This window comes from Novosphingobium sp. SG751A, assembly GCF_013149295.1.
GTDB lineage: Bacteria > Pseudomonadota > Alphaproteobacteria > Sphingomonadales > Sphingomonadaceae > Novosphingobium.
Map to the genome: position 1 here is coordinate 117690 of NZ_JABGCB010000005.1, position 26402 is coordinate 144091.

Genomic DNA, 26402 nt, shown 5'->3' on the forward strand with positions numbered 1-26402 from the left:
TCCGGCGGGCAAAGGGACTCGGTCCCTTTGCCCGCCGGTAATGAGAGGATGGGAGGAGTGTTTGGCGCTGGTGTTTAAAAGCCTGCGGTGCCGCGCAGGCATCGCTGTCCTTATTCCTGAAACGGTGCGCCCGAGACACCCTGCTTCGAACCCGTAGCACAACGCAGACAGTAACGGGAGCGCGAGGGACGAGTCCCACGCATTCTTGAACCTTCCTGCAAACCCCAGACACGAAAAAGCCCGGCGGAGAATCCCCACCGGGCTTTTTCACATCAACCCCAAAGGGGAAGAATCAGGCGGCGACAGCGGCCTTCTTGGCCAGCTCGCGCTTTACCTTGACGGCGCGCGGGCTGAGCTTGTCGTCGGCGCTCTTGAGCAGCCAGTTGTCGAGGCCGCCCACGTGTTCCACCGAGCGGAGGCCGTGGGTCGAGACGCGGAACTTGAAGCTGCGGTCAAGACCTTCCGACAGAAGCGTGACGTTCTGCAGGTTGGGCAGGAACACGCGCTTGGTCTTGTTGTTGGCGTGGCTGACGTTGTGGCCGACCTGGCGGCCTTTGCCAGTCAGTTCGCAAATACGGGACATGGGTGCTACTCGCTTAAGAAAGAATCCGATGACCCGCATAAAAGGCGGGTGAGGGGGCGCGCATAACGATTCGTGTGGAAAAGGTCAAGTTGCCTTGGACCTTTCGCTGCGCTAGCCCTTGCCTTTATGACGCGATGGCCACTTCCCGCCCCGATGCGCCGGGCTTTTGACGAGGCGCGGGCGGCGGCCGGCGCCGGAGAAGTGCCGATTGGCGCGGTGGTCGTCAAGGATGGCGTGATTATTTCATCCGCGCATAACCTGCCGCGCACCCGATGCGATCCCACTGCCCACGCCGAGGTGCTGGCGATTCGCGAGGCGGCGCGGGCGCTGGGCAACGAACGACTCGATGGCTGTGACCTGTGGGTCTCTCTGGAGCCCTGCGCGATGTGTGCGGGCGCGATCGTCCATGCCCGCATCGCCCGCCTCTATTATGCCGCCGGTGACCCCAAGGGCGGCGCTGTGGCGCATGGTGGGCGGATCTTTGACCAACCCACCTGTCTGCACCGCCCCGAGGTCTATTCCGGCATGGGCGAGGACGAGGCGGCGCAGATGCTGCGGGAGTTTTTTGCAGCGCGCCGTTAGGCTGGCTTGCTGCTGGTCGGGATGATGAACAGGTCGCTGCTCGACGGCGCGGGGCAGGCCTTGGGCACAAAGCTGCCCTTTTCGATGTCCTTGGGCTCAAAGCACAGATGGACCTGTTTCAGCCACACTTTGCCCGAGCCGTCGGGCGCAGGCATGGTCTGGACCTGAATGGCCTTTTCATGGTCCTTGAACATCGGGTTGGCGTTGACGAATTCGTGGACCACCGCGTCCGACACCATCCGCCCGTCCTTGGCCAGCTTGTACAGGTCGGGCTTTTTCAGCTTGGCATAAAGCCGCGCCACGCTCTGCCAGTAGGCGCCGCCGCTGGTCCAGGGGCCGCAGGCGCCGTGCTTTTTCCACTCATGCATCTGCGTCGTGGCCGAGGGCATGATGCAAAGATGCTTCTGCAATTGCGGCAACGTGGGCGCGGGAGCCTTGGTCGCGCACCATTGCGGCCAGTTGGCACCATCCGTTTCGCCCCAGAGACCATGGACGGCCAAGCCAAAGGGCGGCTTGTCCTGTCCGCATTGCAGCTTGTCGCCCGGATCTTTCAGCGGCCCTTTCAGACCGGCGCAATAGGACGGGGTCCAGCTCATCACGAAGCTGTAGACATTGATGGGATGCTTCGCCACCGGCTTGACCGGCTCGGCGGCGGGGCGCGAGATCTTGGGCAAGGCGTCCACTTGGGCAGCAACGCATTGCTGCGCCATGGCCTGAGCAGGGATCAGCGAAAGGGCAAGCGTGGTCAGGATCAGACGCATTCACACCTCCTCAAAATCAAGGCCGATGTCCGCCGCAGGCGCGCTTTGCGTCAACCGGCCGACCGAGACATAATCCACGCCCGAGGCGGCAATCGCGCCGATCGTGTCGAGCCGCACCCCGCCGCTGGCCTCGCAAGGCGCGCGGCCGGAAACCAGTTCCACCGCGCGGGCCAACATATCGGGCCCCATATTGTCGAGCAGCAGATGGGTCGCGCCCGCCTCCAGTGCCGGTTCGATCTGGTCGAGGTGATCGACCTCGCAGATGATGCTGGCGATGCCTGCGGCCTTGGCGCGGGAGACCGCAGGGCCGACCCCGCCCGCGATGGCGACATGGTTGTCCTTGATCATCGCCGCGTCCCACAGGCCCATGCGGTGATTGGTGGCCCCGCCCATGCGCGTGGCATATTTCTCCAGCACGCGCAGGCCCGGAATGGTCTTGCGCGTGTCGAGCAGGGTCGCGCCTGTATTCCCCATGGCGTCCACATATTCCCGCGTCATCGTGGCGATGCCCGACAGGTGCTGCACCGTGTTCAAGGCGCTGCGCTCCGCCGTCAGCAGCGCGCGGCCCATGCCGGTGATGCGCATCAGATGGGTGCCCGGCGCCACGCGATCGCCGTCCTGCACCAACAGTTCGATTTCGGCATCGGGGTCCAGATGGCGGAAAAACGCCGCCGCAATCGGCAGGCCCGCCACCGTGATCGCATCGCGGCTGTCCATCACGCCGATAAAGCGCGCGTCGGCCGGGATCACGCTCTCGCTGGTCACATCATGCCCGCCGCCGGGCCAGCCTTCGCCAAGATCCTCGGCGAGGGTGGTGCGGATGAAGGCGGCCAGATCAAAGCCGGTCAGTTCGAAGCCTTGGTGGGTGAAGGTCATAAAGGGGCTATAGAAGATGGATGATGCGAGGGTCTAGACCCTCGCGCTCCCTTTACTGTCTTTGTCGCGCATCGGGTTCGGTGTCTTGTGTCGGACGCGCCGTTGGAAAATTGCAAGCCTGCGGCGCCAATCGGCGCAAGGCCCCCGCGCCGCAGGCTTTATAACCCATCGCGCTTCGCTGCCAAGCAAGCGCCACCCCCATTAACTGGATTGCAAAGGGACGATTCCCTTTGCCCGCCGGAGGCAAAACCCCTTAAAACCCTTCAATCAATGCACAAACCGCGCCACCACATCCCGGTACGAACGCGACACCTTCACATCGGCCCCGGATTCCAGCACAAGGAAACACTCGCCGTTGGTATGGGGCTTCACCTGCCGCACGAGGTTCAAATTCACGATCCACGAGCGATGCACCCGCTGGAACACGCGCGGGTCGAGTCGGCGTTCGAGGTCTTTCATCGTTTCGCGCAGGATCATCGAATTGTCGGCGGTATAGATGACCATATAGTCGCCCGCGGCCTCGATGCGTTCGATCGTATCGACATCGACGCGGAATATCTGGCCGCGATCCTTGATGTTGAGCAGCTTTTCATAGCGGTCGGCGCCCGTATCGACGGGTTCATCCTCCATGGCGTCCATCGCATCGGGCGCCACTTCGGCCAGTACGCTTTTCAGCTTTTCCGCTTCCTCGGACGAACGCTTGTCGGCAAGGCGCTGGCGCACGCGGTCGAGCGTATCGGCAAGGCGGTCTTCGTCCACCGGTTTCATCAGGTAATTCACCGCGTTGGCCTCAAAGGCGCGCACGGCATGTTCCTGATAGGCGGTGACGAAAACGAAGAGCGGCGGTTCGATTTCCATCACGCCCTTGACCACGGCAAAGCCGTCGAAGCCGGGCATCTGGATGTCGAGGAAAACGAGGTCCGGTTTCTCGGTCTTGATCTTGCGGATCGCCTCGCGGCCATTGTTGCAGGTGTCGATGATTTCCACATCGGGAAATTTTTGAAGCCGCAGTTGCAGGCCCTGGATGGCCAGCTTTTCGTCATCGACGAGAATGGTGCGGATGGTCATGCAATGGGATCCTGCTTGTTGCCGCATTTTGCGGATCGGGAGTCGTTGTAACTCCTTTTCCTTCACACCGCCAAGGCTGAACGTGGGGTGACCGATGCGGGCGCACTCGACGACTGGCGCTTTTCGAACGGTATTTCGATGGTGACGGCAAATCCGCCCTCGGGCGGTTCGTACATATCGAAGCGGTGGCTGGTGCCGTAGGCCTGCACCAGACGGTCGCGGATATTGGCAAGGCCGACCCCGGTCGAGACCTGTTCGCGCCCGTCATAGGTGATGCCGCTGCTGCGGTTTTCGGCATTTTGCGCGGTCATGCCCGGCCCGGTGTCGGACACGGTGATGCGCAGATTTTGCCCCAACAGGCCCGCCGCGATGGTGATTTCCGCGCCCGACTCCTGCGGGCTGACGGCATATTTGATCGCATTTTCGACCAGAGGTTGCAGCAGCAGCGAGGGCAGCAGCCCGTCCTTGCAGGACTCATCAATGCGAAAGGTGGTGCGCAGCCTTTCTTCAAACCGCATCCGTTCGATGTCCAGATAGAGTTTGAGCGTCTCGACCTCCTGCGCCACGGTGACGCGGCCCGTGGGCGGGTTGATCAGCGTATAGCGCAGAAAGGAGGACAGCCGCGTGAGCATCGCATTGGCTTGATCGGTCTGTTTGAGCAGGACCAGCGTGGAAATCGAATTGAGCGTGTTGAACAGGAAATGCGGGTTGAGCTGATAGCGCAGCATCGCCAGTTGCGCGCTGGTCGCCTGATTCTCCAGCCGCATCAGCTGGTCGTTCTGCTCCTCGATCCGCAGGAAGAAGTTGATGGCGTAATAGAGCGCCGACCAAGCGCCGAGCAGCGTGGCGTCGAGATAGAACACGCCGATGAACAATTGGGCGAAGCTGGCGATGCTGTCGGGGCGATAGAGCGCGATCACCCAGCCATCCATGAAGGCATAGAGCGACACTGCAAAAGGCAGCACCACCATCGTCACGCCCCATGTCATCAGCGGCCTCTGGCCGATCAGCTGATGATAGACCACCGCCAGCAGCAGCGAGATCGAAAAGCCCGTGATCGTGGCGATCAGCACCAGCACCAGAAAGCTGGCGGGTTGGTTGTTGGCCAGGCTGGACATCGCGCGAAGCAGCATCGCGCCTGACCAGCCCAGCATTTGCAATCGCCAGAACGCCTTGTTCTTATTGGCAAAGAAGGGTGAGGGACGAAAGGGAAGCACGGCCATGATGCGCGTTTATCGCAGAAGCCGCGCCTAAGGGAAAGAGGCCGGAAAAATCAGCCCTTGATGGCGGCTGCCAGCGCGTCATAGCCCACTGCCCCGCCAAGGATCTTGCCGCCCGCGATCCAGCTGGGCGTGCCGCCAAGGCCCAGATGGCGGGCAAGGGCCAGATTGGCCTCGATTTCGGCCTGCGTGGCGGGGTCGGCAACCACCTTTTGCGCGGCGGCCATGTCGAGCGTAGCGCTTTGCGCCGCCGCCGCGATGGTCTGCGCATTGGGGCGCCCGGCGGCAAACATCGCTTTGTGGAAGGCGGCATATTTGCCCTGTTTGGCCGCGGCCAGCGCCATCTTGGCCGCATCCACGCTTTCAGGCGTCAGGATCGGCAATTGGCGGATCACCACCTGCGCTTGCGGATCGGCGGCGACCAGCTTGGCCACATCCTCCTCGCTGGCCCGGCAATAGCCGCAGGCGTAATCCATGAATTCGACCAGCACATGCTTGCCTTGCGGATTGCCGATCACCGCGCCGGGGAAAGGCTTCAACGCCTGCGGGGCCACCTGCGCCAGCTGCTTTTCCGCCTCGCCCGATTTCAGCTTCTCGGCCGCCTCGCTCAGGATTTCAGGGCGTTCGAGCAGCGCCTCGCGCACCGCCTTGACCTGTTCGGCATGGCCAAAGGGCAGCATCGGGGCAATGGTCGCGCCTACCAGACCGCCCGCCAGTCCGAACAGCGAGGCAAGGGCAATGGTGCGAAACTGAGACATGGGAAATCCTTTATGCGGTTTGGGCCAATCGCCTCCGCGATTGGCCTGCGGCACCGGCCCTCTCCCCCGGCGCTTTCCCTCGACTCTGGCACCCAACAGGATACCATATAGGGATGACAGGGCCGGGGAGAGGGCCGAAGCCGCGCCTGTCTATGAGCGTTTCTTCGATTTTGCGAGATAGCTCTTGGCCTCCATCGCAATATCCTCGGCGCGGATGGCGTCGGGCGATCCCACCGCCAACCCGTTCTTGGCCGCTTCGGCATTGACCAGCGCCCCGCCCCAATTGCCCGACAGCGAGGCCTGTTCGGCGCTGGCCAGACGGGCGCGGGGCAGGTCGCCATTCTTGGCATAGATGATGCCCAGCACATACCACGCAAAGGGATTTTCCCGGTCGCGCGCCAGGGCGGCTTTCAGCACCTTCTGCGCCTCTTCCAGATGGTCGCGTGAATTGACCAGATCGTCCTGCGCAATCAGCGCATGGCCAAAGGTGGTGGCAATCAGCGGCTGGTTGCCGGTCAGGGCCGTGGCCTGACGCAGCGGCGCGATCGCCTCGGCAGGCTTGCCCGCCTCCAGCAGGATCTGCCCCTTCAGCTCAAGGAAATAGGGATCGCGCGGGTCATAGGCCAACAGCTTGTCGGTTTCCGTGGTCGCCTTATCCAGAAAGCCTTCCTTGTGATAGGCATAGGCTCTGGCATAGAGCGCGGGCACATTGTTCATATATTCGGGAAAGGCCTGAAACGTGCTGGGCGGTTCGGCCAGATAGCCGTAGAGCTTGGCCTTCACCCTTTGAAAGCGTTCCTCCAGCGCGGGATTGCTGGGGGCATTCCACGCGGGGTCCTTTTTATAGATGTCTTCCAGATAGGCGATGCGCTCATCGGTCAGCGGGTGGGTGGAATAGAAGCTCGCCTCGTCGCTATGGGTCATGCCATAGCGGTTTTCCATCACCAGCAGCTTGTGAAAAAACTCCAGCGAGCCGCGCCCGGACATGCCCGCCTTGGACAGAAAACTGGCGCCCGCCGCGTCGGCGGCCTCTTCCTCGCCGCGGGTATACGCCAGGAATTTGCCCATCGCCATCTGTTGCCCGGCCATGAACACGCCCATCGCCGCCGCGCCCCCGCCCGCCGCCGCCGCTGCCGCGCCCAGCAACAGCGAGAGGATCGAGATATTGCCCGCCATCTTGGCCCCGCGATCATCAATCGCGTGGCCGCCGACAACGTGGCCCAGTTCATGCGCAATCACGCCTTGCACTTCGAGCGCGGAGGAAGCCTCGTTGATCAGGCCCGAATGGATATAGACCGCCTGACCCCCGGCCACGAAGGCGTTGATCGAGGAATCGTTGACCAGCACGACATCGACATTCTTGGGGTCCAGCCCCGCCGCGCGCACGAGCGGCGCGGCCATGTCGCGAAACAACGCCTCGGTTTCGGCATCACGCAGGACCGATTGCGCCGCCGCAGGCGTCGTGGCCAACAGGCATACGGCAACCGTAGCCATGGAGCGGAGGGCAGAGGCGAGCGCGGAACGAACTGACATGCTGGGGCCAGACCTAACACGTTTCGCCGTGAACCGCGCCTGAAGAATTATTACTCCGGCGTCAGCAGCCTTGTCGCCCGCGTCATCAGCGCCGGATCATCGCCCAGATCGCCCAGCAGCGCGATGGTCCCATCCGCCATGCGCCGCACCAGCACCACCGCATATTCCGGCCCCTTGGCGCTCAGCGTGGCCAGAGGGCGCGGCGTCAGGCGGTCGAGCGGATTATCATTTTCGGTCTCGCTGGCGCTTTCATCGCGGCGTAACCGGCGCTCCTGTGCCACCACGCCTTTCAATCCGCCGCTGGCCTGCGCCAGATGATCGGCCATCGCGCCCCGCGGCAGGCCCAGCCGAATCCCATGCGAGAGCGCGGTGGCATATTCGGTCAGCCGCGTCTTGTCGTAATCGGCGCCGAACACCAGCTTGACGATGGGCACCAGCGGCGCGCGCGGCTGGCCCACAAGGCCCGCCTCCATCATCAGTTCGTGGAGTTCGCCCGGCTTGTCGCGCGCCATCAGGGCAAAGTCATAGGCCCGGCCGATCGCATCATACAGCGCCTGACGCGGGCGGTCCTGGGTAATGCCGGCAGCATAGGCCAGATCGCGCGCGCTGCGCAGCCAGTCGGCCAGATCGCGCGCGGGGGCGGCGTCCACCCCGGCTTGCGGCCCATCCGCCCACGCGGCCCATTGCGCCACGGTCTGTTCGGGGCTGAGGCGTGCGGGGCCTGCATCGCCATCCTCATGAAACGAAGCGTTGAATTCGCGCGCCAGTTGCTCGCTCAGCGAAGCATCGGCCGCTTCCTTCCAGTTGACCACGCCCAGCACATAGCGGATCGGTCCGCCCGCTTCCTCGGCAAAGGGCAGCAGCATTCCGCGATAGGCGATTATCGCCCCGCGCGCGTTCAGGAATTCTTCCTCAAAGCCGATGGGCGCCTGATTGGCGATGATCTGCATATATTGCCCGGTCAGGCGCGCCAGCATCGAATGTTCGGGCACCTGATCCAGACGGGTGATGTCGCGCCCGACGTTGCATTCCTGCGCCAGCATCTCGCCGACAAAGCTGATGCGCGGGTCGGCGGCGCTGTCGGCAAAATCGATCAGCACCGCATGCTGGGCGATATTGCCGATCTGGTCCAGTTTCAGATCCGCGATCAGCGGCATGGCCTTGGTGCCCAGCAACCGGGTCCAATGGTCATAGGCGCGGATCTGCAATCGGCGCTCGCCTTCGGCCACCACCACGGGGGGCAGATCGGGCGAGGCGTCCTCGTCCTCGTCCGTGACCGGATTGGGGGCGATCGAACCGGTCCCGGCATTGCGTTCAAAAAAGCTCCGGGCGCCGTCCATCTCGTGTCTCCCGCCATGTTTCCAACGGGACAACTTTCGCGCAACAGGGTAAAATTCCGGTTAAGTTGCGCCATTCGGTGATGCGTCTATCGGGGGGGAAATTCTCCCAGCCCCTTGTCGGTTCCGCAAATTCTGTCCCAAAAGCGGAAATAGAGGCCGAAATTGGCGCGATAGATGTCGTGATGGCGCTGGTGATGGGTGGCGGTGATGATCCATTGCCCGATTCGCCCATGGACGATTCCGTGCGGAAAGATCTCCCAGCCCATGTGATTGGTGACGCCCATCACCGTCATGATGGTCAATACCACGCCCAGCGCCCCCACGTGAATCGGCACAAGAAATACCAGCAGCGGGATGACAAAGGCCTGCGTCAGCGCCTCGGTGGGGTGAAAGGCCATGGCGGCCCATGCGGTGGGCGGGCGGCTGGCATGGTGGACGGCGTGAAAGACGCGGAATACGCGCGGTTCGTGCATCCAGCGGTGGCTCCAATAGAACCATGTGTCGTGGATCGCCAGATAGATCAGGATCGAGAGCGGCCAGTACCACAGGGGCATGGCGTGGATATCTTCATAGATCCGCGTCCAGCCATGCGCGCGCCACCCCCATGCGACAATGCCCGCCGGAATGCCGAAGATCGCGCAGGAGAGCAGCGACCAGAGAATTTCGGAGCGAATCTGGCGCGTCAGGGGTGCATAGAGGCCCGGCTGGCGCACCCGCGTGGCCCATGCGAAACCCCCGCTGGACAGCAGATAGCGAAAACTGACGATGGCCACCATCGCCAGAGCGGAAATCAGGGCGGAGAGCAAGGTTGGGTCGGACATGGGCCGCCCTTATGCCGCGTTTGCCGATAAGGGGAAATGGGGCGCAAGGGGCAAAGCATGCCTCGCGCCCCATGGGATTTAGCTCAGAGCAATATCGGGGGCATCTTCCTGCTTCATGCCCACGACATTGTAACCGGCATCCACATGGTGGATCTCGCCCGTCACACCGCTGGCCAGATCGGAGAGCAGATAGAGACCCGCCCCGCCCACGTCATCAATCGTGACATTGCGGCGCAGCGGCGAGTTCAGCTCGTTCCATTTCAGGATATAGCGGAAATCGCCGATCCCGCTGGCGGCCAGCGTCTTGATCGGGCCTGCCGAAATGGCGTTGACGCGGATATTGTCCGGGCCGCAGTCATTGGCCAGATATTTGACGCTGGTTTCCAGCGCCGCCTTGGCCACGCCCATCACGTTGTAATGGGGCACGACCTTTTCCGCGCCATAATAGCTCAGCGTCAGGATCGAGCCGCCGTTCGGCATCATCGCCTGCGCGCGCTTGGTCACGGCCACCAGGCTGTAGGCCGAGATGTTCATGGTCATCAGGAAATTGTCGAGCGTGGTGTCATAATAACGGCCGCGCAGCTGGGTCTTGTCCGAATAACCGATGGCATGGACCACAAAGTCGATGGTTTCCCAGCGGGCCTTGAGCGCGTCAAAGGCCGCGTCCAGCGCGTCCATGTCCGACACGTCGCAATCGATCAGAAAATCGCTGCCCAGGCTTTCGGCCAGCGGGCCGACGCGCTTTTTCAGCGCTTCGCCCTGATAGGAAAAGGCCAGCTCCGCGCCATGTTCGTGCAATTTCTGGGCAATGCCCCATGCCAGCGACTTATCGTTTGCCAGCCCCATGATCAGGCCACGCTTGCCCTGCATCAGTCCGGTCATTCGTAATCATCCCTCATGTTTTCGGAGGCGCGGTTATCCGCCTGCCCTAACCAGTCGCGTTCTTCGGGCGTCACCGCCAGAGCCGCATTCAATTCCGCGCCTGTAACCAACCCAAGCCCGACAAGCCAGAAAAAGAACAACGCAATCATGGCGCCGGCAAGGCTGCCATAGGTCAGATCGTATAAAAAAAGCCAGCGCAGCAGCCATGGCAGCACGAGGCTGACCAGCGCCCACCACAGCGTGACCAGCAGCGCGCCGGGCCATTTAGGATAGGTCGGTACGCGATAAGTGCTTGGTGTCAAAATAAAAAACAACAAATAAAGCGAAGCGAACAGCACCACCATCGGCACCAGCCGCGACAGGCTGAGATTGGCCACCATGGCCTGTTCGCGAATCGTACGGATCGGAATCAACTGCAAGGTCGTGCTGATCGCCACCTGCATATAAAGCGAGATCAGCAGCAGCACGACCGCCACCATCACCAGCCCCGTGCCGATCAGCCGCCGCCGCCAGAAGCTCTTGTGCCGCACCGGCGTGCCATAGGCGCGGCGCAGAATATCGCGCACCGTCTCGATCAGGCTGGAGACCGTCCACAATCCCGCCGCCATGCCTGCCCACAGCAGCCAGCCATGGCGCATCACCACCACATCGCGCGCCACCGGCTCCAAAACGCCCGCCACCACCCGCGGCATCACCCGCAAAAAGGCATGGACCACATCGGCCCGCTCATTGGCCTCGCCCACCAGCGAGAACAGGCCGCCCGCCACGATGAAAAAGGGAAAGATCGCCAGCACCGCCATATAGGCCAGATTGCCGGCATGGATGAAACCATCGCGCCATACGCCCGTCACCACGCGCTGGACCACGGTAAAGCCGCGATGGCCCAGTTGCTCGCGCAGCCGGTCGGCCAGATCGCCATCGAGGCGCGCCACCCGCCGCCGCCGCGCCTCGGGCGTCAGATCATGCAATTTGGTGTTGAGGATGAACCCGCCGGACAGGGTGGGAGAAGGCTTCGCTTCCTCCTCGTCTTTGCCCTTGCCCGGCAAGGTCTTATCCGAATTTCGCGCGCAGATCGCGCGTATCGCGCCAGCCTTCGAGCCTTTGCGCCAGATCCGAGTCGCCCTCGGGCAGCGCGATTTCCAGCGTGACGAACTGATCGCCCCGCGTGCCGTCCTTGCGGGTAAAGCCGCGGCCCTTGATGCGCAAAGTTTTGCCGCTCGAACTGCCCGGCGCCACGGTCAGCATCACCGCGCCATCGGCGGTGGGCACCTTGACCTTGCCGCCAAACACCGCCTCGTCCAGCGAGACGGGGATATCCACGCGAATGTCGTCGCCGTCGCGGCGGAAATAGGGGTGGGGCTGGATGGCGATGGTGATCATCGCATCGCCCGCGCCGCCGGGGCCCGGCTCGCCCTTGCCTGCCAGACGGATCTGCATCCCGTCCTCAACGCCCTTGGGCAGTTTGACATCAATCGTCTTGCCATCGGCCAGCGTGATGCGCTGGCTGGCGCAGAGCGCGGCATCGGGCAGCGATACGGCAAGGCGATAGGCGCGGTTGGCGCCCTTGGGCGGGGCCTGACGGCCAAAGCCGCCCGCGCCGCCACCAAATCCGCCGGTCCGCCCGCCAAAGATGCCTTCGAAAATATCGCCGAAATCCATGCCTTCGGGCCCGGCTCCGCCGCCAAAGCCGCGCTGGCCATTGCCAAAACCACCGGCGCCGAAACCACCCCCGCCGAAACCGCCGCCGCCAAATCCGGCCGGATTGCCCTCGCCGTCGATTTCGCCCCGGTCGAACTGGGCGCGCTTGTCCTTGTCGGTCAACAGGTCATAGGCGCGCGTCACCTCGCTGAAACGCTCGGCGGCCTTGGGGTTGTCCTTGTTGTGGTCGGGGTGCAATTCCTTGGCCAGTTTGCGATAGGCGGACTTGATGTCCTTCTCGCTTGCGCCGCGCGATACGCCCAGAATTGCATAAGGATCTTGTGCCATAACCGCCTAGCTAGGATGGCAAGGCGCCGGCTGCAAGGTATCAGATCAAATGCTTGTTGCCCTTTTCGCCGCTTTCGTGATCGGGCAAACTGGCCTAACGGCGCAGACAAGCGCAAATCTCACGGGAATCAACGGATATGAGTTCGGAATCAGACGCGATTGTCGGCGGTGATCCTTTCGCCCTGTTCGACGCATGGTTTGCCGAGGCGAAGAAATCCGAACCCAATGACCCCGAAGCGGTCGCCGTGGCCACGGCCACGCCCGATGCCTTCCCCTCGGTGCGCATGGTGCTGATGAAGGATCACGGGCCGCAATTGCTGGGGCCAAAGGGCGGTTTCGTGTTTTACACCAACAGCCACAGCCGCAAAGGTGGCGAATTGCTGGCCAATCCCAAGGCCGCGATGCTGTTCCATTGGAAGAGCCTGCGCCGCCAGATCCGCATCGAGGGTGCGATCCATCAGGTGCCCGATGAAATGGCCGACGCCTATTTCGCCAGCCGCAGCCGCGATTCGCAACTGGGCGCCCATGCCAGCGATCAGTCCGCGCCGCTGTCCTCGCGCGGGGCCTTTATCGCCGATATCGCCCGCGTGACCGCTCGCCATCTGATCGGGCCGGTGCCGCGCCCGCCGCATTGGACGGGCTTCTGCCTGGTGCCTGATGCGATGGAATTCTGGATGGATCGCGCCTTTCGCCTGCACGAACGCCGCCGCTTCACGCGGGAGGCGCAGGGCTGGACCAGCACCCTGCTTTACCCGTAAAAGGCGTCATCATGGCTCAACACGATCATTCCGCCTTAAACCGCAGCGCTGCCTATGCCAGCATTTCCATGGCCCTGCTGCTGGTGGGGCTGAAAGGCTGGGCGGCGTGGACCACCGGTTCGACCGCGATGCTGGGCAGCCTTGCCGATACGCTGCTTGATCTGTTGGCCTCTCTGGCCACGCTGGCCGGGGTCTGGGTGGCGGGGATGCCGGCCGATGACAACCACCGCTTTGGCCATGGCAAGGCCGAGGCGCTCTCGGCCATGTTTCAGGTGCTGCTGATCGGGGCCTCGGCGCTGGCGCTGGCGGTGCATTCGGTTCAGCAACTGATGTCGGGCGAGCGGACCGGGGCGGCGGGCGATGGCATCCTCGTATCGCTCATCGCGATTGCGGGCACGCTGGCGCTGCTGGCCTGGCAGCAATATGTGATCCGCCAGACGCGCTCGGTGGCGATCTCGACGGACCACCTCCATTACAAATCCGACCTGCTGCTCAATGTGGCGGTGATTGTCGCGCTGCTGCTCGACCAATATGCCGGGCTGACCCGCGCCGACCCGCTCTTCGGCTTTGGCATCGCGCTCTGGCTGGGCTGGGGCGCCTATCACGCCAGCGAGGAAGCCATCGAGCAATTGATGGACCGCGAATGGCCCGAGGACAAAAAGGCACGCTTCGTCGAAGTCCTTGGCCGCCACCCCGAACTGCGCGGCGTCCACGACCTGCGAACCCGCACCAGCGGCAACCGCGATTTCGTTCAGTTCCATGTCTGGGTCGACGGTAATATGACCGTGACGCAGGCCCACCGCGTGATGGACGAAATCGAGGACAAATTGCTGGCCGAATTTCCCGAGGTGGAGATTTTGATTCACCCCGATCCCGAGGGCCATGTTGACGAGCGCGGTGTGGCGGGGCGGGATATTTTGCAGGATGGGGTGGTTTAAGGGGGTAAGGTTTTAGGGTGCCTCCGGCGGGCAAAGGGCGGGGGCCCTTTGCAATCCCGTTAATGGGTGGTTGCCGGGTTGCCGGGGTTGTGTATTGCGCGATGGTGATAAAGCCTGCGGCGCGGCCAAGCAGCGCTGATAGGCGCCGCAGGCTTTCAATTTCAAACGTCGCCTATCCAGCGCAACGCCGCCGTTGAAACGCAACGAATACAGTATGGGGATTGCAAAGGGTCGAGACCCTTTGCCCGCCGGAGGCATCCAAACCTCTCCAAAAACCCTCAATCCTGATTATACAATTGCACGATATCGGCCAGCTTGCGCACCAGCGCGGGTCGCATGGCGTGATCGGTCTTGCCCAGCCGGACCACGGTCAGCTCCTGATCGGGCGAGACGATGACATATTGACCAAGGTGTCCGATGGCGGCGAAGATATTGGCCTTGCCGCGGCCGGGGAAGAGTTCTTCCTGTCCGCTGGGCTGGGGGCGGTTGAGCCAGATTTGCGCACCATAGCCGGGGTTGTGCGGCGCGGGGGCCAACATAAAGCCGACCCAGTCGGAGGGGACGATGCGCACGCCGCCGATGGTGCCGTTGTTGCGCAGGAATTCGCCGAACCGGGCCCAGTCGCGGGCGGTGGCGTGGATCATGCTGCCCCCGATCATGGTGCCTGCGGCGTCGAATTCGGGGGTGGCGCTGGTCATGCCTGCGGGCATGAACAGGCGGCTGCGCAGATAGTCGCTGACGGCCTGTCGCCGGGCGGCCGGATCGCGGCTGTCGGTCAGCGCGCGCGCGGCGATGTCGGCCAGAATGACGCTGGTGGCGGTGGAATATTCCCAATGGCTGCCCGGTTCGCTGACCAGCGGCTGGGCCTCGGCATAGGCGGCCATATCGTCGCGCCCGTCCAGCGCGAGCATGCGCACGGTGTCGGCATCGCCGGGGGGCGTGGTCGATTCGACATGGCGCAGGCCGGATCGCATCTGCAGCAATTGGCGCAGGGTGATCTCGCCGCGCGGGTCGCCGGGGCGTTGCCATGACGGGACCGGGGCCGATTCGTCGAGCGTGAGCCGCCCGTCGGAAATCAGCAGGCCGATCATCACCCCGGTGATGGTCTTGGACATCGACCAGCCGATCAGCTTGGTGTTCGGGCCATATCCGGGGGCATACCGTTCGGCCACGATTCGCCCCCGATGCATCACCACCAGCGCGCGCGTTTCGCCCAGCATCGGATCGGTGAACAATTCATCCACCGCGCGGGCCAGAGCCTCACGCGGGGCGCCGGGGCGCTGGCCGATGGCGGCCATGGCCTGCGCCGAGAGGGGCGATTCGGGTTTTTCCCCGCCGCCGCAGCCCGAGAGCAGGGCGAGCGAAAGCGCGGCCAGAAGGGTTGGCAAGCGGCGCTTGGGCGCGATAAGGGGGGGGCGGCGCGTGACCATCACGATGCCTCCATGCGCAAGGTCGTTCCCGATGGCAAGTTTCAAGCTCACATGGTTGCACGATGGGTCACGCGAAAGCGCGGTGCCCGGTCGTGGTTTCCGGCTGCGGATTGTGCTTGCGTTGCTGGGGCTTGGGGTGATCGCGGCGCTGGGGCTGGGCCTGTGGAAGGGGCCGCGGCTGGCCAAGGATGCGTTAACGGGTGCGGCCTTTGGCGCGCGCATCGCCTGTTCGTGCCGTTTTGTCGAAGGGCGCCCTCTGGATCAGTGCAAGAGCGATTTCGAGCCGGGCATGAGCATGGTGATGCTGTCCGCCGACGAGGGCACCAAGAGCGTTACCGCGCGCGTGCCGCTGATTGCCGCCCAGACTGCGACCTTTCGTCAGGGCGAAGGCTGCGTGCTGGAGAAATGGGAGCAGTAGGTTTGAAAATTCGCCGAAAGAGGCGAATTTTACCCGGCACCGGCCCTCTCCCCCGGCCCTGCCACCCATTAAGTGTACCTTGCGGATGACAGGGCCGGGAGAGAGGGCCTTTAGCTGCCGCCCTTATCCCGCAAAGGTTTCCTCGATCCAGCCGCCGCCGATCACCCGGTCGCCTGCATATATCACCGCCGCTTGCCCCGGGGCGACGCCATATTCGGGGCTGGCAAAGCGGATCGTGGTATCGGCCCCGTCGCCCAGCGGCCCGTCCAGCGTTACCGGCACAGGCTTGGCCAGCGAGCGCACCTTGGCGGTCAGTTCCACGCCCTCCGGCACCGGCCCGATGCGGTTGGTTTCGACAATCCGCGCCGCCGACACCGCCAGCATCGCGCGCGGCCCCACCAGCACCCGCGCGCCGGGCGCATCAATGCCCACCACATAGACCGGTTCGGGCAAGCCGCCGATTTCCAGCCCGCGCCGCTGGCCCACCGTATAGTGGATCACGCCGCGATGGTGGCCCAGCACCGCGCCGGTCTGGGCATGGACAATATCGCCGGGGCGTTCGCCTTCGGGGCGGATCTTGCGCACCACGCTGGCATAATCGCCCTCAGGCACGAAGCAGATGTCCTGCGAATCGGGCTTGGCCGCGACCTTGAGGCCAAAATGATCGGCCAGTTCGCGCACCTGCGTCTTGGGCATGCCGCCAAGGGGAAAACGCAGGAAATCGAGCTGCGCCTCGGTGGTGGCATAGAGGAAATAGGACTGATCGCGCGCGGGATCGAGCGCGCGGTGCAATTCAGGCCCCGCCGCGCCCATCTCGCGCCGCACATAATGCCCGGTGGCCAGACAATCGGCCCCCAGATCGCGCGCCATGGTCAAAAGGTCGGTGAACTTTGGCCCCATGTTGCAGCGGATGCAGGGGATCGGCGTGCGCCCGTTGAGGTAATCCTCGGCAAAGCGATCGACCACGCTTTCGCGAAATGCACTCTCGTGGTCATAGACATAATGCGCAATGCCCAGCCGGTCTGCCACCTCGCGCGCGTCGCGAATGTCATCGCCCGCGCAGCACGCGCCCTTGCGCTTCACCGCCTCGCCGTGATCGTAAAGCTGGAGCGTGATGCCGATGACTTCGGCCCCGCTGTGCGCGGCAAGGGCGGCCACCACGGATGAGTCTACGCCCCCCGACATGGCCACAACGATTCGACGCATTTTTACCATTTGTCCAAGATCGAACAGATCGAGGAGCGCGGCGGGTGTTAACACAGAGGGGGAATCATGGGCCATAACCGGCCCCATACACCCACCCGGCCCCAGCGCCAAATCGGCAGATTCTTGCCGCCTTGCGCGATTAGGGGGTGCGCCAGATAGCGCCGACCCCTGCGGTTAAATATGGTCAACAAGTTGTAAATCCCGCCTTTACCCCCTCTTGACCATGTTGCGCTTATAGCATGGGCAATGGAACTGCGATTTGATCATGAAGACTGGCTGGCCCAGTCCTTTGCCACCGGCGCGAATGCCGATCGCCTGGCGACGGACTGGCACGGGCTGGCCACAAGGCTGGCGGCGGCGCACGCCTTTCAGCGCGGTTGCGGCGAGGCTCCCGCAATGCCGGCGGGGGGCAGTTTTGACCCCCATGTGGCGCGGCTGGTCAATGATTATGCACCGGTTTGGGACGGCCTCAGTGCTTCCTGCAACAGGGCTTTCGATGATGTTAACCCTGTTCCTAGAGGGGTTCGAAAAACGATGTCTGGCATTGAATTCGGCGTTGCCGGTCCCCGTCATCCCGGCGATCGAGGAATGAAATGATCGAGAACCAGAAAATCCGTCCGGCCATGGTCATTGGCCCGCTCGGCGAACCGCTCACGCTGGAATCGCTGCCGCCGCCCAACACCACGCGTTGGGTTGTGCGCCGCAAGGCAGAGGTGGTCGCAGCCGTCAATGGCGGCCTGCTGACCATCGATGAGGTCTGCGAGCGCTACAGCCTGACGCTGGAGGAATTTGCCTCGTGGCAACGCGCGGTGGATCGTTCGGGCATGCAGGGTCTGCGCGTCACGCGAATCCAGCATTACCGCGACCTTTATGAGCGTCAGCTAAAATATTGATGGGTTGAAATACCTATCACCGGGCCCGGATCAGGGCTTGAAAGGGCGCAGGAGCGGGGGGCTCCTTGCGCCCTTTTGCTTATATTCAGTCCAATTGCCCGAAAAGCCTGCTTGCCTGAGGTGATATACACAGGTAATACGCTTGCCGCATGATCCGGGCGCAGACCCGGTTCGTAATACTGATGGGGTGGTGAGCGAGATGAATGTCGAGGCCAAGGTGAAGTCCGATCCGGCGGCCCAGTCCTATGATGGGCCCTATGAAGATGGGGAGGTTCAGCCCTTCCCCCGCCGCAAGGTGTTGATCGGGGCCGGGGCGGCGCTTTTGGCCATCGGCGGCATCTGGGCCTATACGCATCGCAACCCCGGCGGCGATGGCGCGCGCGCCAATCAGGCCCCGCTGGTTTCGGTTTCGGCCCCCGGCATCGCCACTGTGGCCGGCACGATCAACGCCAGCGGCGTGCTGGCCGCGCGCCATGACATGCCCGTGGGCGTGGTGGGCGAGGGCGGCACCGTGGTGCAGGTGCTGGTCGAGCCGGGCGCATGGGTTAAAAAGGGCCAGCTTCTGGCTGTGATCGACCGTCAGGTGCAGAACCAGCAGCAGGCCAGCAGCAATGCCAATATCGGCGTGGCCCAGGCCGATGCGCGCATCGCGCAGGCCAATCTGGATCGCGGGCTGAAACTGGTGGCCAATGGGTTCATCTCGAATGCCGACATCGACAAGCTGACCGCCGTGCGCGATGCGGCCAATGCACGGGTGCGCGTGGCGCAGGCGCAATCGGGCGAGATGCAGGCCAAGATCCGCCGGTTGAACATTGTCGCGCCCGCCGATGGCCTCGTGCTGGACCGCGCGCTGGAAGTGGGTCAGGTGGTCAGCCCCGGCAATGGCGTGCTGTTCCGCATTGCCGACAAGGGCGAGATGGAAATGCGCGCGCGCCTGTCCGAGAGCGATCTGGCGCATCTGGCGCTGGGGCAAGAGGTCAAGGTGCGCCCTGTGGGATCGGAGCGTGAATTTGTCGGCCATGTCTGGCAAGTCTCGCCGGTGATTGATCCGACCACGCGGCAGGGCGTGGCGCGCATCGCGCTGCCCTATGACCGCGACATCCGCCCCGGCGGTTTTGCCGGCGCGGAAATCCGCAGCGGCTCGATGGCGGCGCCCCTCCTGCCCGAATCGGCTTTGCAGGCCGACGCACAGGGCAGCTATGTCTATGTTGTTACCGGCGACAACAAGGCGGTGCGCCGCCGGGTCAAGGTGGCGATGGTGACTGAAAAGGGCGTGGCCATTGCCTCGGGCCTGACGGGCGTCGAGCGGGTGGTGCTGCGCGCGGGGGCGTTTCTGACCGAGGGCGAAACGGTTAATCCGCGCAGCCAGCCCCAGTCACAGCCCAAGCAACCCTGAAGGGGGCCGGACCGATGAACTTCCGCAATCTTTCCGCATGGTCGATCCGCCATCCGGTGGTGCCCATCGTGATCTTTGTGGCCATGATGCTGATGGGCGTCATCAGTTTCGCCCGGATGGAGATCCAGGACCAGCCCGACATCGAATTCCCCATCGTGGTGGTCTCGATTACCCAGCCGGGCGCGGCCCCGACCGAAATCGAGACCCAGATCACCCAGCGCATTGAAGGCGCGGTGCGCACGATTTCGGGCGTGTCCTCGATCAGTTCGACCGCATCGGAAGGCAACAGCCAGACGATGGTGGAATTCCAGCTGGGCGAGGACATTAACGCGGCCGTTGCCGAGGTGAAGAACGCGGTCGATCAGGCGCGCGGCAATCTGCCCGACGGCATTTTGGAGCCGCAGGTGTTCAAGGTGAACACTTCGACCAACCCCATCGCCTATTTCGCTGTTTCGGCCGAGGATATGACCATCGAGCAGCTCTCGTGGTTTATCGATGATACGGTGGCGCGGCGCCTGCTGGGCGTGGAGGGCGTGGCCGAAATCAAGCGCAACGGGGGCGTCAACCGCGAGATTCTCGTGACGCTCGACCCGGCGCGGATGCAGGCCTTTGGCGTCACCGCGCCGCAGGTCAATGCGGCTTTGCGCGCGCTCAACCTGAACGCGGCGGGCGGCAAGGCGGAAATCGGCGGCACGCGGCAATCGGTGCGCGTGCTGGGCAATGCGCAGGATGCCTTTGCGCTGAGCCAGGCCGATATTCCGGTGGCCGGGCGGGTGGTCAAACTGGCCGATATCGCCACGGTGCGCGACGCATGGGGCGAAATCACCTCGCTGGGCAAGGTCAACGGCAAGCAGGTCGTGACCTTCTCCATCGCGCGCGCGCGCGGGGCCTCGGACGTGTCGGTTTATGACAAGTCGATGGTCGAACTGGACAAGATCGCCAAGGAGCGGCCCGGCGTCCATTTCACCGAATTGTTCAACCAGGTTTCCTATACCAAGAAGCAGTACGAATCCTCGATGGAATCCATGGTCGAAGGCGCCGTTCTGGCGGTGATCGTGGTGTTCTTCTTCCTGCGCGACTGGCGCGCGACGGTGGTTTCGGCCATCGCCATCCCGCTTTCGGCCATCCCCACCTTCTGGTTCATGAAGGTCTGGTTCGGCTTCACGCTTAATACGATGAGCCTGCTGGCGCTGGGCCTGGTCGCGGGGGTGCTGGTCGACGATGCCATCGTCGAGATCGAGAATATCGTCCGGCATATGCGCATGGGCAAAACCGCCTATCAGGCCGCGATCGATGCGGCCGACGAGATCGGTCTGGCGGTGGTGGCGACCACCTGCTCGATTGCGGCGGTGTTCTTGCCGGTCGGGCTGATGCCGGGCGTATCGGGGGCTTTCTTCAAGAATTTCGGCCTGACGGTGGTTGTCTCGGTGCTGATGTCGCTGGCCGTGGCGCGGATGATCACGCCGATGGTGGCGGCCTATTTCCTGAAAAGCCATGGCACAGCCGAGCATGGCGGCGGGCGGATGATGGATTACTATCTGCGCGTGCTGCACTGGTCGCTCGATGTGTCGGGTGCGCGGGCCTTGCGAGCGCAGTTGCTGGCGGAAAAGGGGCATCTGTCGTGGCGTGACCATCTGCGCGCCCGGATGCGCGATCATCGCATTTGGATGATCGGCGTCGCGCTGGGCTGTTTCGCGCTGACCATCGTGCTGTTCATCGCCATGCCCACCTCGATGTTCCCCGATGAGAACAGCGATTTCACCCAATTGCGAATCGAAATGGTCCCCGGCACCACGCTGGCTCAGACCGAGGCGGTGGCCGATCAGGTGGCCGCCATCGTGCGCCGGCGGCCCGAGGCCGATCAGGTGCTCGAACGGGTGAACGAGGGCAACGCCCGCGTGATGATCATGCTGAAAAAGGATCGCAAGATCCACACCAAGCAGTTCGAGCGCGAAGTCACCCCCACGGTGCAGGGCATTGCCGATGCGCGCATCACATTCCAGGCCAGCAACAATGGCGGCTCTTCCACCGGGCGCGGGCTGGAGATCATGCTGTCGAGTTCGGACCCGGCGCTGCTGGACAAGACGGCGGCGCAATTGGTTGAGCAGATGAAGGGGATGCACGAGCTGGTCGCCCCGCGCATTTCGGGCGACATGCGCCGCCCCGAAGTGGTGATCGTGCCGCATATGGATCTGGCCGCCAGCCTTGGCATTTCGACCTCCTCGCTCAGTCAGGCGATCCGCATCGCCACGATTGGCGAGATCGACCAGAACGCCGCCAAATTCTCGCTTTCCGACCGTCAGGTGCCGATCCGCGTGCGTCTGCCCGAGGAAGCGCGGCGCGATCTGTCGAATATCGCCAATCTGCCGGTGCCCACGGCCTCGGGCGGCTCGGTGCCTTTGAGCCGCGTGGCCGACATCACCTTCGGCTCCGGCCCCTCGACCATCCAGCGCTATAATCAGGAGCGCCGCATCTTTATCGGCGCGGATCTGGCGCCGGGCGTCATCAAGGGCGACGCGGAAAAGAAGGTGAAAGCGCTGCCGATCATGAAGAACCTGCCCGCGGGCGTGTCGAACACCGCCTATGGCGAGGCCAAGTGGCAGCAGGAGATGATCGTCAATCTGGCGCTGGCGGTGCCGGCGGGGATCGGGCTGGTGTTTGCGGTGCTGGTGCTGCTCTATCACCGGGTCGTGTCGCCGCTGGTCAATATGGCCTCGCTGTTTCTGGCGCCTTTGGGCGGGCTGCTCTTGCTGGCGCTGCTGGATATGCCGATCTCGATGCCAGTCTATATCGGCATATTGATGCTGTTCGGGATTGTGGCGAAAAACTCGATCCTGCTGATCGACTTTGCCATCGAGGAAATGCAGCGCGGCGCCAACAAGTTCGACGCCATCATCGAGGCGGGGCACAAGCGCGCCCAGCCCATCGTGATGACCACGGTGGCGATGACGGCCGGGATGATCCCGGCGGCCATGTCGCTGTCGGGCGATGCGGCGTTTCGCGCGCCGATGGGTGTGGTGGTGATCGGCGGGCTGACGCTGTCCACGGTGCTCACGCTGCTGATCGTGCCTGCCGCCTTCAGCCTGGCCGACGGGTTTGAGAAACGGATCGGGCCGAAATTGCGGCGCGGTCTGCTGACCTATGAACCTGAGCACGCCTATGATTCTGAGCATAGACCTGATGCTCATGCTGGAGTAACCCCTGCCGAGTGAGACAGGAACGCAGTTTATCGCGCTGGCTGGGCGTGGAGAGCGGGGCCGGAAATCGGCAGGCTGTTCGCGTGCGCTGGCTGGCGCATGGGTTGCTGGTGGGGATGGCGGGGCTTTACCTGCTGTCCCGTCATTTTGCGCCGCTCCATCCCGGCTGGGAATGGGCCAAGGCCTTTTCCGAAGCCGCCATGGTGGGCGCGCTGGCCGACTGGTTTGCGGTGACGGCGCTGTTTCGCCATCCGATGGGGCTGCCTATCCCCCATACCGCGATCATCCCGGCCAAAAAGGACCAGATTGCCGAGAGCATGGCGGGCTTTCTGCGCGCCAATTTCCTTACGCCTCAGGTGGTGGCGCGGCGTTTGTCGGGGCTGGATGTGGCGGGGGCTTTGGGTGGTTTTCTGGCCGATCCGGGAGAAAGCGGCGAACCACGCCTGCGTCAGGGGGCGGCGGGCCTGCTGGGCGATATGCTGCAATCGCTGCCGGGCGAGCAACTGGGCGATATGCTCAAATCCACCGTGCGCGGACAATTGGAGCGGCTCGATCTGGCGCCCTTGCTGGGACAGTTGCTGGAAGGGGCGATGGCCGATGGCCGCCATCGCGGCGTGATCGAGGCCATGCTGCGCTGGACAGGGATCACGCTGGAGGCCAATGAGGATCTCTTGCGCAAGATGATCCATGACCGGGCGCATACGCTGCTGCGCTGGACCGGGCTGGACGAGACGCTGGCCAATACGATCCTTGATGGCCTGTATAAGATGCTGGCCGAATGCATTGTCGATCCGCAGCATCCCTTGCGGACCAAGCTGGAGGATCTGCTGGCGGGGCTTGCCCATGATCTGCGCCACGATCCCGCGATGCAGGCCAAGGTGGCGCGGATGAAGGCCGAGATATTGGCCAATCGCGCAATGGGGGCGTGGATCGATGGCTTGTGGGAGCGCGCACGCGGCGCGGCCATCGAGGCGCTGAGCCATCCGGGCGGGTTGTTGCAGGGGCGGATGGGCGCGGGGCTGGCCGGGTTTGGCGCGGGCTTGCAGACCGATGCGCGGCTGCGCCATCAGGTTAACCGATTCGCACGCCGTTCGCTGGCCGGGCTGGCGGTGCGCCATGGGGCGGGCATTGTGAAGCTGGTGTCGGACACGGTGCGCCGGTGGGATGCGCGTACCGTTTCGGAACGGATCGAGGGCGCGGTGGGGCGCGACCTGCAATTTATCCGTATCAATGGCACGCTGGTAGGTGGAATCGTCGGATTGCTGCTTCACTCTATAGAGAAGCTATTATAGGAACGATTTCGCGCCTCGTGCGTTGATGATCGCAATCTGTGATGCGCAGATGAGCGGGATTACAGGCAATATGATTAATTTTGACTTAAAAGATGTGCAGGCTACTGCTCAGGCTATCAATTGCGATTGTATGGGCGCGTGCAAACGAGCCGATGCTGTTCAGTGCCTTTACAGTAAAACGCTCGATCTGCTCAGCCGCGAGGGTGAAGACTGGCGCGCGCGGGTGGACTTGCTGCGCCCGCTGGCCATGGTGGCGGGGTTTCAGAAAACCCGCGAAGGGCAGAGCGAATGCGCGGCCTTTGCCGCCCATCTGGCCGCAGGCGATGAGCCCGGCGCGCTGGCGGCCTGTCGTCGCCTGATCGAATTGGACGCCGAACTTTCGGGCAAATAAACGGCGGCCAATAAACGACGGGAAACCCGGTCAAGGGCTCCCCGCCGCCTCGCCTTAACTCTATTCAAGTTCCAGAATTATGTAATCGACCGGCAGACTCTCGCCAGGCTTGGCGTTGATCTTGCCGATGGTGGCCGATTTTTCCGCGCGCAGGATGTTTTCCATCTTCATCGCCTCGACCACGGCCAGCGGCTGGCCCGCCTCGACCTTGTCGCCTTCCTTGACATTCAGCGACACCAGCAGGCCCGGCATCGGACAGATCAGGAATTTCGAGAGATCGGGCGGGATCATTTCGATCATGTGGTCGGCCAGCGCCGCGACATGGGCGGGCAGGATCTCGACCTTGTGAATCGCGCCGCGCGTGGTCACTTTCAGCCCGGTGCGCGTCGGCTCGATCTTCAGCCCCAGCACTTCCTCGCCGATTTCGGCCACGATCAGATGGTCGCCGGGCGTATATTCCATCGCCAGATCGACCTCTGTGCCATTCACGCGCACGCTGTCGGTATCGACGCTGACGGCGAATTTTTCGCCATCCAGCCGCACCGACCATTCCGACGGCGGGGCCAGCACATGGGCCAGTTGCCCATCGACCTGCCGCGCGCGGTCGGCCCGCGCGGTGGCGATAAAGCCCGAAACGGCAGCGATATGGGCCAGCGTCTGCGTATCGGTGGCCGCGCCGTGGAAGCCCTCGGGATATTCCTCGGCGATGAAGCCGGTGGTCAGTTCGCCGCTGCGGAAGCGGGGATGCTGCATGATGGCCGAAACGAAGTCGATGTTATGGCCCAACCCCTCGATTTCGAACTGGTCGAGCGCGGCGATCTGCTTGTCGGCAGCCTCGTCGCGGGTTTCGCCCCAGGTGATCAGCTTGGCGATCATGGGATCATAGAACATCGAGACTTCGCCGCCCTCATAGACGCCGTCATCCACGCGCACGCCGTCAATGCCCCGGCGCCCGCCATCATCGCTCCACCCATCGACGGGCGGGCGATAGCGCGACAGGCGGCCCGTGCTGGGCAGGAAGCCGCGATAGGGGTCTTCGGCATAGACGCGGTTTTCGATCGCCCAGCCGTCGATCTTCACATCGTCCTGCGTGATGGTCAGTTTCTCGCCATAGGCCACGCGGATCATCTGTTCGACAAGGTCGATGCCGGTGATCGCTTCGGTGACCGGATGCTCGACCTGAAGGCGGGTGTTCATTTCGAGGAAGTAGAAGCTCTCGCCGGTCTTGTCCGCGCCCGAAACGATCAGTTCGACCGTGCCCGCGCTGTAATAGCCCACCGCGCGCGACAGGGCGACGCATTGCTCGCCCATGGCCTTGCGCATGGCGGGCGACACGAAGGGCGAGGGGGCTTCTTCCACCACCTTCTGGTGGCGGCGCTGGATCGAGCATTCGCGCTCGTTCAGGTAAAGGATATTGCCGTGCTGATCGCCCAGGATCTGGATCTCGATATGGCGCGGGTCCTGAATGAACTTTTCGATAAAGACGCGATCATCGCCGAACGAGTTCAGCCCTTCGCGCTTCACGCTTTCAAAGCCCTCGCGCACGTCCCTTTCGGAAAAGGCGAGGCGCATGCCCTTGCCGCCGCCGCCCGCGCTGGCTTTCATCATCACCGGATAGCCGATATCATTGCTGATCTCGACCGCGTGATCGGTGTCGCGGATTTCGCCGACAAAGCCGGGGACGACATTGACGCCCGCCGATTTGGCCAGCTTCTTCGATTCAATCTTGTCGCCCATCGCGGCAATCGCGCCCACGGGCGGGCCGATAAAGGCGATGTTTTCCTTGGCCAAAGCTTCGGCGAAAGAGGTGCGTTCCGACAGGAAGCCATAGCCGGGATGAACCGCCTCGGCCCCGGTGGCCTTGCAGGCCTCGATGATCTTGTCGGCAATCAGATAGGACTGCGCGGCGGGCGAGGGGCCGATATGCACGGCTTCATCGGCCATCTGCACGAAAGGCGCGCGGGCGTCGGCGTCGGAATAGACCGCCACCGTGGCAATGCCCATCCGGCGCGCGGTCTTGATGACGCGACAGGCGATTTCGCCGCGATTGGCGATGAGGATTTTCTTGAACAT

At 63.4% G+C, this 26402-nt stretch carries 25 protein-coding genes; 10 read left to right on the top strand and 15 right to left on the bottom strand.

Annotation, left to right across the window (positions count from 1 at the left end; all coding sequences use genetic code 11):
• Nucleotides 1-292: 292 nt before the first annotated feature.
• A complete protein-coding gene (rpmB, locus tag FHW96_RS08320; protein WP_172340095.1) occupies nucleotides 293-583 on the bottom strand; it encodes a 50S ribosomal protein L28 in 291 nt (96 codons plus the stop codon).
• A 126-nt stretch (nucleotides 584-709) separates the two neighbouring features.
• On the opposite strand from rpmB, the gene FHW96_RS08325 reads away from it, so the two are divergent.
• A complete protein-coding gene (locus FHW96_RS08325; protein ID WP_172340096.1) occupies nucleotides 710-1165 on the top strand; it encodes a nucleoside deaminase in 456 nt (151 codons plus the stop codon).
• Here FHW96_RS08325 and FHW96_RS08330 read toward each other — a convergent pair.
• From FHW96_RS08330 to FHW96_RS08380, 11 genes are all read right to left on the bottom strand, one after another.
• The gene (locus tag FHW96_RS08330; protein WP_172340097.1) at nucleotides 1162-1926 is read right to left on the bottom strand and encodes a hypothetical protein; all 765 of its coding nucleotides are present in this window, start codon (nucleotides 1924-1926) and stop codon (nucleotides 1162-1164) included. The genes FHW96_RS08325 and FHW96_RS08330 overlap by 4 nt on opposite strands.
• Complete coding sequence (gene nadC / locus FHW96_RS08335) at nucleotides 1927-2802, bottom strand: carboxylating nicotinate-nucleotide diphosphorylase (protein ID WP_172340098.1); 876 nt, start codon at nucleotides 2800-2802, stop codon at nucleotides 1927-1929.
• Between the two features lie 267 nt (nucleotides 2803-3069).
• Complete coding sequence (locus FHW96_RS08340) at nucleotides 3070-3870, bottom strand: LytTR family DNA-binding domain-containing protein (protein WP_172340099.1); 801 nt, start codon at nucleotides 3868-3870, stop codon at nucleotides 3070-3072.
• Nucleotides 3871-3932: 62 nt separating this feature from the next.
• Nucleotides 3933-5093 (bottom strand): sensor histidine kinase, encoded by a 1161-nt coding sequence (locus FHW96_RS08345; protein WP_172340100.1) that lies wholly within the window; start codon nucleotides 5091-5093, stop codon nucleotides 3933-3935.
• A 50-nt stretch (nucleotides 5094-5143) separates the two neighbouring features.
• Nucleotides 5144-5848, bottom strand: a complete 705-nt coding sequence (locus FHW96_RS08350; protein ID WP_172340101.1) for a DsbA family protein — start codon at nucleotides 5846-5848, stop codon at nucleotides 5144-5146.
• A gap of 150 nt (nucleotides 5849-5998) precedes the next feature.
• Nucleotides 5999-7342, bottom strand: a complete 1344-nt coding sequence (locus FHW96_RS08355) for a M48 family metalloprotease (RefSeq protein WP_172340102.1) — start codon at nucleotides 7340-7342, stop codon at nucleotides 5999-6001.
• Nucleotides 7343-7431: 89 nt separating this feature from the next.
• The gene (locus FHW96_RS08360; RefSeq protein WP_172340103.1) at nucleotides 7432-8721 is read right to left on the bottom strand and encodes a hypothetical protein; all 1290 of its coding nucleotides are present in this window, start codon (nucleotides 8719-8721) and stop codon (nucleotides 7432-7434) included.
• Nucleotides 8722-8807: 86 nt separating this feature from the next.
• Nucleotides 8808-9542, bottom strand: coding sequence for a sterol desaturase family protein (locus FHW96_RS08365; protein WP_172340104.1), 735 nt, complete (start codon nucleotides 9540-9542; stop codon nucleotides 8808-8810).
• Between the two features lie 78 nt (nucleotides 9543-9620).
• Nucleotides 9621-10424 carry an enoyl-ACP reductase FabI gene (gene fabI / locus FHW96_RS08370; protein ID WP_172340105.1) on the bottom strand — a complete coding sequence of 268 codons (804 nt, stop codon included), beginning with the start codon at nucleotides 10422-10424 and terminating at the stop codon, nucleotides 9621-9623.
• Nucleotides 10421-11470, bottom strand: a complete 1050-nt coding sequence (locus tag FHW96_RS08375; protein ID WP_253950821.1) for a YihY/virulence factor BrkB family protein — start codon at nucleotides 11468-11470, stop codon at nucleotides 10421-10423. Before FHW96_RS08375 ends, fabI begins: the two co-directional genes overlap by 4 nt.
• A gap of 4 nt (nucleotides 11471-11474) precedes the next feature.
• On the bottom strand, nucleotides 11475-12410 hold the full coding sequence (locus FHW96_RS08380) for a DnaJ C-terminal domain-containing protein (RefSeq protein ID WP_172340106.1): 936 nt from the start codon (nucleotides 12408-12410) through the stop codon (nucleotides 11475-11477).
• Between the two features lie 137 nt (nucleotides 12411-12547).
• Here FHW96_RS08380 and pdxH point away from each other — a divergent pair, with 137 nt between their 5' ends.
• Together pdxH and FHW96_RS08390 are read left to right on the top strand one after the other, a co-directional pair.
• On the top strand, nucleotides 12548-13168 hold the full coding sequence (pdxH, locus tag FHW96_RS08385; RefSeq protein WP_172340107.1) for a pyridoxamine 5'-phosphate oxidase: 621 nt from the start codon (nucleotides 12548-12550) through the stop codon (nucleotides 13166-13168).
• An 11-nt stretch (nucleotides 13169-13179) separates the two neighbouring features.
• Nucleotides 13180-14106, top strand: a complete 927-nt coding sequence (locus FHW96_RS08390; RefSeq protein ID WP_172340108.1) for a cation diffusion facilitator family transporter — start codon at nucleotides 13180-13182, stop codon at nucleotides 14104-14106.
• Nucleotides 14107-14384: 278 nt separating this feature from the next.
• On the opposite strand, the gene FHW96_RS08395 is transcribed toward FHW96_RS08390, so the two are convergent.
• A complete protein-coding gene (locus tag FHW96_RS08395; RefSeq protein WP_172340270.1) occupies nucleotides 14385-15536 on the bottom strand; it encodes a serine hydrolase in 1152 nt (383 codons plus the stop codon).
• Between the two features lie 31 nt (nucleotides 15537-15567).
• Here FHW96_RS08395 and FHW96_RS08400 point away from each other — a divergent pair, with 31 nt between their 5' ends.
• Nucleotides 15568-15954 (top strand): hypothetical protein, encoded by a 387-nt coding sequence (locus tag FHW96_RS08400; RefSeq protein WP_253950822.1) that lies wholly within the window; start codon nucleotides 15568-15570, stop codon nucleotides 15952-15954.
• A 123-nt stretch (nucleotides 15955-16077) separates the two neighbouring features.
• Here the strand turns inward: FHW96_RS08400 and mnmA are convergent, their stop codons facing one another.
• Nucleotides 16078-17169, bottom strand: a complete 1092-nt coding sequence (gene mnmA / locus FHW96_RS08405) for a tRNA 2-thiouridine(34) synthase MnmA (RefSeq protein WP_371815678.1) — start codon at nucleotides 17167-17169, stop codon at nucleotides 16078-16080.
• A 237-nt stretch (nucleotides 17170-17406) separates the two neighbouring features.
• On the opposite strand from mnmA, the gene FHW96_RS08410 reads away from it, so the two are divergent.
• The 6 genes from FHW96_RS08410 to FHW96_RS08435 all read left to right on the top strand — a co-directional run bounded on the left by FHW96_RS08410 (nucleotide 17407) and on the right by FHW96_RS08435 (nucleotide 24329).
• Nucleotides 17407-17757 (top strand): hypothetical protein, encoded by a 351-nt coding sequence (locus FHW96_RS08410; protein WP_172340110.1) that lies wholly within the window; start codon nucleotides 17407-17409, stop codon nucleotides 17755-17757.
• Nucleotides 17754-18053 carry a DUF1153 domain-containing protein gene (locus FHW96_RS08415; RefSeq protein WP_168603328.1) on the top strand — a complete coding sequence of 100 codons (300 nt, stop codon included), beginning with the start codon at nucleotides 17754-17756 and terminating at the stop codon, nucleotides 18051-18053. The genes FHW96_RS08410 and FHW96_RS08415 overlap by 4 nt, the downstream gene beginning before the upstream one ends.
• Before the next feature lie 199 nt (nucleotides 18054-18252).
• On the top strand, nucleotides 18253-19449 hold the full coding sequence (locus FHW96_RS08420; protein ID WP_172340272.1) for an efflux RND transporter periplasmic adaptor subunit: 1197 nt from the start codon (nucleotides 18253-18255) through the stop codon (nucleotides 19447-19449).
• A gap of 14 nt (nucleotides 19450-19463) precedes the next feature.
• Complete coding sequence (locus FHW96_RS08425; protein ID WP_172340111.1) at nucleotides 19464-22661, top strand: efflux RND transporter permease subunit; 3198 nt, start codon at nucleotides 19464-19466, stop codon at nucleotides 22659-22661.
• A 101-nt stretch (nucleotides 22662-22762) separates the two neighbouring features.
• On the top strand, nucleotides 22763-23938 hold the full coding sequence (locus tag FHW96_RS08430) for a DUF445 domain-containing protein (protein WP_172340273.1): 1176 nt from the start codon (nucleotides 22763-22765) through the stop codon (nucleotides 23936-23938).
• 130 nt (nucleotides 23939-24068) lie between these two features.
• Nucleotides 24069-24329: a hypothetical protein gene (locus FHW96_RS08435; RefSeq protein WP_172340112.1), complete on the top strand. Its 261-nt coding sequence runs from the start codon at nucleotides 24069-24071 to the stop codon at nucleotides 24327-24329.
• A 60-nt stretch (nucleotides 24330-24389) separates the two neighbouring features.
• Here the strand turns inward: FHW96_RS08435 and FHW96_RS08440 are convergent, their stop codons facing one another.
• A complete protein-coding gene (locus FHW96_RS08440) occupies nucleotides 24390-26402 on the bottom strand; it encodes an acetyl/propionyl/methylcrotonyl-CoA carboxylase subunit alpha (protein ID WP_172340113.1) in 2013 nt (670 codons plus the stop codon).

Coding starts and splice junctions, on each gene's coding strand:
- rpmB (WP_172340095.1), bottom strand. CDS start 583: ATGTCCCGTATTTGCGAACTGACTGGCAAAGGCCGCCAGGTCGGCCAC.
- FHW96_RS08325 (WP_172340096.1), top strand. CDS start 710: ATGACGCGATGGCCACTTCCCGCCCCGATGCGCCGGGCTTTTGACGAG.
- FHW96_RS08330 (WP_172340097.1), bottom strand. CDS start 1,926: ATGCGTCTGATCCTGACCACGCTTGCCCTTTCGCTGATCCCTGCTCAG.
- nadC (WP_172340098.1), bottom strand. CDS start 2,802: ATGACCTTCACCCACCAAGGCTTCGAACTGACCGGCTTTGATCTGGCC.
- FHW96_RS08340 (WP_172340099.1), bottom strand. CDS start 3,870: ATGACCATCCGCACCATTCTCGTCGATGACGAAAAGCTGGCCATCCAG.
- FHW96_RS08345 (WP_172340100.1), bottom strand. CDS start 5,093: ATGGCCGTGCTTCCCTTTCGTCCCTCACCCTTCTTTGCCAATAAGAAC.
- FHW96_RS08350 (WP_172340101.1), bottom strand. CDS start 5,848: ATGTCTCAGTTTCGCACCATTGCCCTTGCCTCGCTGTTCGGACTGGCG.
- FHW96_RS08355 (WP_172340102.1), bottom strand. CDS start 7,342: ATGGCTACGGTTGCCGTATGCCTGTTGGCCACGACGCCTGCGGCGGCG.
- FHW96_RS08360 (WP_172340103.1), bottom strand. CDS start 8,721: ATGGACGGCGCCCGGAGCTTTTTTGAACGCAATGCCGGGACCGGTTCG.
- FHW96_RS08365 (WP_172340104.1), bottom strand. CDS start 9,542: ATGTCCGACCCAACCTTGCTCTCCGCCCTGATTTCCGCTCTGGCGATG.
- fabI (WP_172340105.1), bottom strand. CDS start 10,424: ATGACCGGACTGATGCAGGGCAAGCGTGGCCTGATCATGGGGCTGGCA.
- FHW96_RS08380 (WP_172340106.1), bottom strand. CDS start 12,410: ATGGCACAAGATCCTTATGCAATTCTGGGCGTATCGCGCGGCGCAAGC.
- pdxH (WP_172340107.1), top strand. CDS start 12,548: ATGAGTTCGGAATCAGACGCGATTGTCGGCGGTGATCCTTTCGCCCTG.
- FHW96_RS08390 (WP_172340108.1), top strand. CDS start 13,180: ATGGCTCAACACGATCATTCCGCCTTAAACCGCAGCGCTGCCTATGCC.
- FHW96_RS08395 (WP_172340270.1), bottom strand. CDS start 15,536: ATGGTCACGCGCCGCCCCCCCCTTATCGCGCCCAAGCGCCGCTTGCCA.
- FHW96_RS08400 (WP_253950822.1), top strand. CDS start 15,568: ATGGCAAGTTTCAAGCTCACATGGTTGCACGATGGGTCACGCGAAAGC.
- mnmA (WP_371815678.1), bottom strand. CDS start 17,169: ATGGTAAAAATGCGTCGAATCGTTGTGGCCATGTCGGGGGGCGTAGAC.
- FHW96_RS08410 (WP_172340110.1), top strand. CDS start 17,407: ATGGAACTGCGATTTGATCATGAAGACTGGCTGGCCCAGTCCTTTGCC.
- FHW96_RS08415 (WP_168603328.1), top strand. CDS start 17,754: ATGATCGAGAACCAGAAAATCCGTCCGGCCATGGTCATTGGCCCGCTC.
- FHW96_RS08420 (WP_172340272.1), top strand. CDS start 18,253: ATGAATGTCGAGGCCAAGGTGAAGTCCGATCCGGCGGCCCAGTCCTAT.
- FHW96_RS08425 (WP_172340111.1), top strand. CDS start 19,464: ATGAACTTCCGCAATCTTTCCGCATGGTCGATCCGCCATCCGGTGGTG.
- FHW96_RS08430 (WP_172340273.1), top strand. CDS start 22,763: ATGGCGGGGCTTTACCTGCTGTCCCGTCATTTTGCGCCGCTCCATCCC.
- FHW96_RS08435 (WP_172340112.1), top strand. CDS start 24,069: ATGGGCGCGTGCAAACGAGCCGATGCTGTTCAGTGCCTTTACAGTAAA.
- FHW96_RS08440 (WP_172340113.1), bottom strand. CDS start 26,402: ATGTTCAAGAAAATCCTCATCGCCAATCGCGGCGAAATCGCCTGTCGC.